2 pseudogenes are annotated in these 1,462 nt (G+C 68.2%); one reads left to right on the forward strand and one right to left on the reverse strand.

Annotated elements, in window-relative coordinates:
• Positions 1 to 33: 33 nt before the first annotated feature.
• Positions 34 to 983, reverse strand: a pseudogene (gene lipP1, locus SE92_RS02225) (LipP1 family hormone-sensitive lipase).
• A gap of 206 nt (positions 984 to 1,189) precedes the next feature.
• Between lipP1 and SE92_RS02230 the strand changes: the two are divergent.
• Positions 1,190 to 1,462 (forward strand): annotated as a pseudogene (locus tag SE92_RS02230) (DUF2155 domain-containing protein); the annotation flags it as partial.

A 1,462-nucleotide genomic window follows, 5' to 3' on the forward strand; every position in this document is an offset into this window, starting at 1 on the left:
GGCTTTGAGCGGAGAAACCATGCGCAACGGCGTTCAGCCGATATCCTTCAACCACGCGCCGATCTCGCCGACAGCGACATTGGCCTGTTGCAACAGCTTGCCCATCGTGAAGAAGCCGTGGAACTGGCCGGGATAGTGCCTGGTGGTCACGGGCACGCCGGCTTGGGCGAGGCGCGCGGCATATTCATTGCCTTCGTCGCGCAGCGGATCGGCGCCGGCGGTCAGCACAAAGGCCGGCGGCAGGCCGGCAAGGTCTTGCGCACGCGCCGGCGAAGCGCGCCAATCGTGGATGTCGGCGGCCCCATTGAGGTAGTGGTCGCGGAACCAGCGGATCACTGAATGCGTCAGCAGCACGCTGGTCTCGGGCTCCCTGTGGGAGCCGTGGGTCATGGCAAAATCGGTGGCGGGATAGATCAGCACCTGGCCCGCGAGCGCAGGGCCACCCGCATCACGTGCGGCCAGCGCCACGACTGCGGCGAGGTTGCCCCCGGCGCTGTCGCCGCCGATCGAGAGGCGCGAGGCGTCGATGCCGAGCTCGCGCGCATTCGCAGCAATCCATCTGGTCGCGGCGATGGCGTCATCGGCCGCGGCGGGAAATTTGTGCTCGGGGGCGAGGCGGTAGTCGACCGAGATCACGATCAGCGCGCCTGCGACGGCGAGCTGACGGCAGACGACGTCATGGGAGTCGAGATCGCCGATCACCCAGCCGCCGCCATGGAAGAACACCAGCGCGGGCGACAGGCCGTCATGCCGTCGCGGTTCCTTCGGGGCACGTAAAGGCGGGCGGGGATGACGCCGTGCGGCGCGGGGATCGCCAGCTCCGCGACACGGGCGAGCTCCGGCGGCTCCGGATTGGTGGCAAAGCGCGCCTGCGCATAATAGGCGCGTGCTTCCGATGCAGTGAGGGTCTCATAGGCGGGGCGGCCGGCCTCCTGGAAGGCCCTGTAAACGGCGGCGGCATCGGGATCGAGCACAACAGGCATAGGGAGGGGCCTCGGGCTTTCCGGTCAGGGTTGGACGTCGTTTCGTAAGGCGGTGCTCGCCTCGCACCCCCGGGAGGGGCCATCGACTATCCCATTCGGGGGCCGGTCTGGCCAGACGAGGCCGGGAAGGGCAGGGTTGCCGCCCTTCCCCCGCCGTATTCGCCGTGTTAACCCGAGGGCCTGCGAGCGGCGGTATCCCCTGTAGAATGTCCAACAAGCCCGATTCGCTGTTGAAGCCGCGCGAGATGTTTCGAACCATTACTCTGACAGGTCTTGCGGCGCTTTTGGCCGCCACCGCACTGACGGTTGCGACGCCGGCGAGGGCGCAGATCGGCACGATCTTTTCCGATCCGCCGCCGCTGCGGCCGCCCGGCAACATTCCACGCGGCCAGCCGCAGCCCCAGCAGATTCCCGACGACGACGAAGAAGTGCCGGAGCTGCCGCCGCAGGGCCGTGTGCTGCCGTCGCGCCCGATGCCT

Origin of the sequence: Bradyrhizobium sp. AT1 (assembly GCF_001590795.1) — a bacterium.
Taxonomy (GTDB): domain Bacteria; phylum Pseudomonadota; class Alphaproteobacteria; order Rhizobiales; family Xanthobacteraceae; genus Bradyrhizobium.